Annotated in this window: 2 protein-coding genes; one reads left to right on the forward strand and one right to left on the reverse strand. The window is 68.3% G+C overall.

Annotated features, from left to right (window positions below):
• Nucleotides 1–63 precede the first annotated feature (63 nt).
• Nucleotides 64–2,163, forward strand: a complete 2,100-nt coding sequence (locus QMZ25_RS18765) for a glycosyl hydrolase family 18 protein (RefSeq protein ID WP_053516938.1) — start codon at nt 64–66, stop codon at nt 2,161–2,163.
• A gap of 119 nt (nt 2,164–2,282) precedes the next feature.
• Here QMZ25_RS18765 and QMZ25_RS18770 read toward each other — a convergent pair whose 3' ends face one another.
• The gene (locus tag QMZ25_RS18770; RefSeq protein WP_065175338.1) at nt 2,283–3,074 is read right to left on the reverse strand and encodes a DsbC family protein; all 792 of its coding nucleotides are present in this window, start codon (nt 3,072–3,074) and stop codon (nt 2,283–2,285) included.
• Nucleotides 3,075–3,125: the final 51 nt, after the last annotated feature.

Genomic DNA, 3,125 nt, shown 5'->3' on the forward strand with positions numbered 1-3,125 from the left:
GCCCGGCCCTGCGTCACGCGCGGCGCCATCGGGGCCCGCGCGCCCTTTGATCGGAGACACACCATGTACGACCCGATTGTGCGCAGTGCCGAACGTTCCACCCGAAGCTGTCGTCCCCGCCGCCTGGCCTGGCTGCTTGCCCTGGCCGCCGGTGCCGCCAGCCTGCCGGGCCTGGCCCAGGCCGCCAGCTGTGCCGGCGTGGCCGAATGGGACCAGGCCAAGATCTATCGCGCCGGCGACACCCTGCAGAAGGGCGGCGTGCTGTACCGGGCAAACCAGGACATCTGGAATGCCCCGCCAGACCATCCGGCCGGTGCGCCCTACTACACCAACCTCGGTGCCTGCGATGGCGGCGGCGTCAACCAGCCTCCCGTGGTCAGCCTGACCTCACCGGCCAATGGCGCTACCTTCAGCGCCGGCAGCACCATCAACGTCACCGCCAACGCCAGCGACCCGGACGGCAGCGTCAGCAAGGTGGAATTCTTCCGCGACGGCAGCTCGATCGGCGTGGATACCAGCGCTCCCTACAGCGCCAGCTGGGCCAATGCCAGCGCCGGCAGCCACACCCTGCGCGCGGTGGCCACCGACAACAACAACGCCACCACCAGCACCCCGACCATCACCATCACCGTCAACGCTGCCAGCGGCGATACCACCGCACCCAGCGTGCCCGGCGGGCTGGCGGTGGGCACCCGTACCGCCAGCAGCATCGCGCTGAGCTGGAGTCCGTCCACCGACAACGCCGGTGGCAGCGGCGTGGCCGGTTACGATGTGTACCGCAACGGCAGCCTGGTCGGTTCTCCGTCCAGCACCAGCTACGTCGATGGCGGCCTGACCGCATCCACCACCTACCGCTACCGTGTGCGTGCCCGCGACAACGCCGGCAATGCGTCCGCCCAGGGCACGGAAATCAGCGCCACCACCCTGGCCGGCGACGGTGGCGGCACCGGCAAGCGGGTCATCGGCTACTTCACCCAGTGGGGCATCTACGGCCGCAACTACCGGGTGAAGAACATCGACAGCAGCGGTTCCGCCGCGCGGCTGACCCACATCAACTACGCCTTCGGCAACGTGCGCAACAACCGCTGCGAAGTGGGCGTGACCCAGCCGTCGGACCCGAACAGCGGCGCCGGTGGCGATGCGTTCGCCGATTACACCAAGGCCTTCAGCGCCGCCGAGAGCGTCAGTGGCAGCGCCGATACCTGGGACCAGCCGCTGCGCGGCAACTGGAACCAGCTCAAGCAGCTCAAGGCCAAGCATCCGGGTCTGAAGGTGCTGATCTCGCTGGGCGGCTGGACCTGGTCGCGTGGATTCTCCAGCGCGGCCCGTCCGGAGAACCGCCAGGCCTTCGTCGCCTCCTGCATCGACGCCTACATCAAGGGCAACCTGCCGGTGACCGACGGCGCCGGCGGCACGGGCGCAGCGCTGGGCGTATTCGACGGCATCGACATCGACTGGGAATACCCCGTGGCCTGCGGCATCGAGTGCGGCAAGCCCGAGGACAACGCCAACTTCACCGCACTCATGGCCGAGTTCCGCCGCCAGCTCGATGCGGTGCGTCCGGGCCTTCTGCTGACCGTGGCGGTGGGTGCCGGCATCGACAAGATCCGCGTCACCGACCCGGCGGCCTATCACCCGTACCTGGACTACATCAACGTGATGACCTACGACTTCCACGGTGCGTGGGATGCAAGGACCAATCACCAGTCGGCACTGTTCGATTCGCCGAATGATCCGTCCACCGGCGACCAGAAGCTGTACAACAGCAACGACGCCATCGAGGCCTTCATCAGCCGGGGTGTGCCGGCCGCCAAGCTCAACCTGGGCATCGGCTACTACGGACGTGGCTGGACGGGCGTGGCCAATGCCAACAATGGCCTGTACCAGACCGCCTCAGGCGCCGCACCGGGCACCTATGAGGCCGGCATCGAAGACTGGAAGGTACTGAAGAACCTGGCCTGGCCGGGCTACACCGACAACACCGCCGGCGCCACCTGGATCTACAACGGCAGCACGCTGTGGAGTTTCGACACTCCGGCCAACATCACCCGCAAGATGGGCTACGTGAAGACCCAGGGCCTGGGCGGCGCGTTCGTCTGGGAATTCAGTGGTGACGATGCGCAGGGCACGCTGACCAAGGCCGTCAGCGATGGTCTGAAGTAAGGAAAAGGCCGGGGGCGCCGTGCGCCCCCGGCCTTGACCGGATGAGGCATCCGCCGGGCATGGCCCGGCGCTGCCGTGGTCGGGCGGGTAGCGCCGGGCCCTGCCCGGCGATATCCCGGTCAGCGCTGGGCCGACAGTTTCTCCAGCGCCGCACGCAGCTGCGCCGGCGGCAGGTAGCCGCCCAGCTGGGTGCCATCGGGCGCGAAGATCGCCGGGGTACCGTTCACCCCCAGCTGCTGTCCGAGCGCGTACTGCATCGCCACCGGATTGGTGCAGTTCTTCGCCGGCACGGTTCCGCCACGCTTGGCATTGGTCAGCGCCTGGCGGCGATCGGCTGCGCACCAGACCGAAATCATGTCGGTGTAATCCTTGCTGCCCAGTCCCATGCGCGGGAAGGCCAGGTACTCGACGCTGATGCCGTTGCGGTTGAGTTCGGCGATGTCCTGGTGCAGCTTGCGGCAATAGCCGCACTCGATGTCGGTGAACACGCTGACCGTGTACTTGGCGTTGGGCGCGGCGAACACGATGCGGTCGCCGTGGTTGGCCTTGGCCAGCAGCGCGCGACGGTAACCGAGCAGGCCCTCGCTGTTGGCCGGCCCCTTGGCCCGGGTGTCATAAGGCTGCGACTGGAACAGGTAGCGGCCGTCGTCGGAGACATACAGCAGCTGACCGGAGACCACCACCTCGCGGAAACCGGGGAAGGGCGCGGCGCCGATGTAATCCACTTCGAAACCGGGGTTGAGCGCGGTCAGCGCGGCGCGCACCGCCTGCTCTGCCGGACCATTGGCAGCCGGGGTGGCCCGGGCGGAGGCGGCGGCAGGCGCCTTGGCCGCAGGGGCCGGCGGAGCCGGCTGGGCGCAGGCCGTCAGGCTGAGCGCGCCGAACACGGCGGCGATGGCGAATCGGAGCATGGAGCATTCCGCAGCAGAAGAGGACCACCGATTCTGACACAGCCGCCCGGG

It is taken from the genome of Stenotrophomonas sp. RS-48 (genome assembly GCF_030053245.1).
GTDB classification, from domain to species: domain Bacteria; phylum Pseudomonadota; class Gammaproteobacteria; order Xanthomonadales; family Xanthomonadaceae; genus Stenotrophomonas; species Stenotrophomonas maltophilia_P.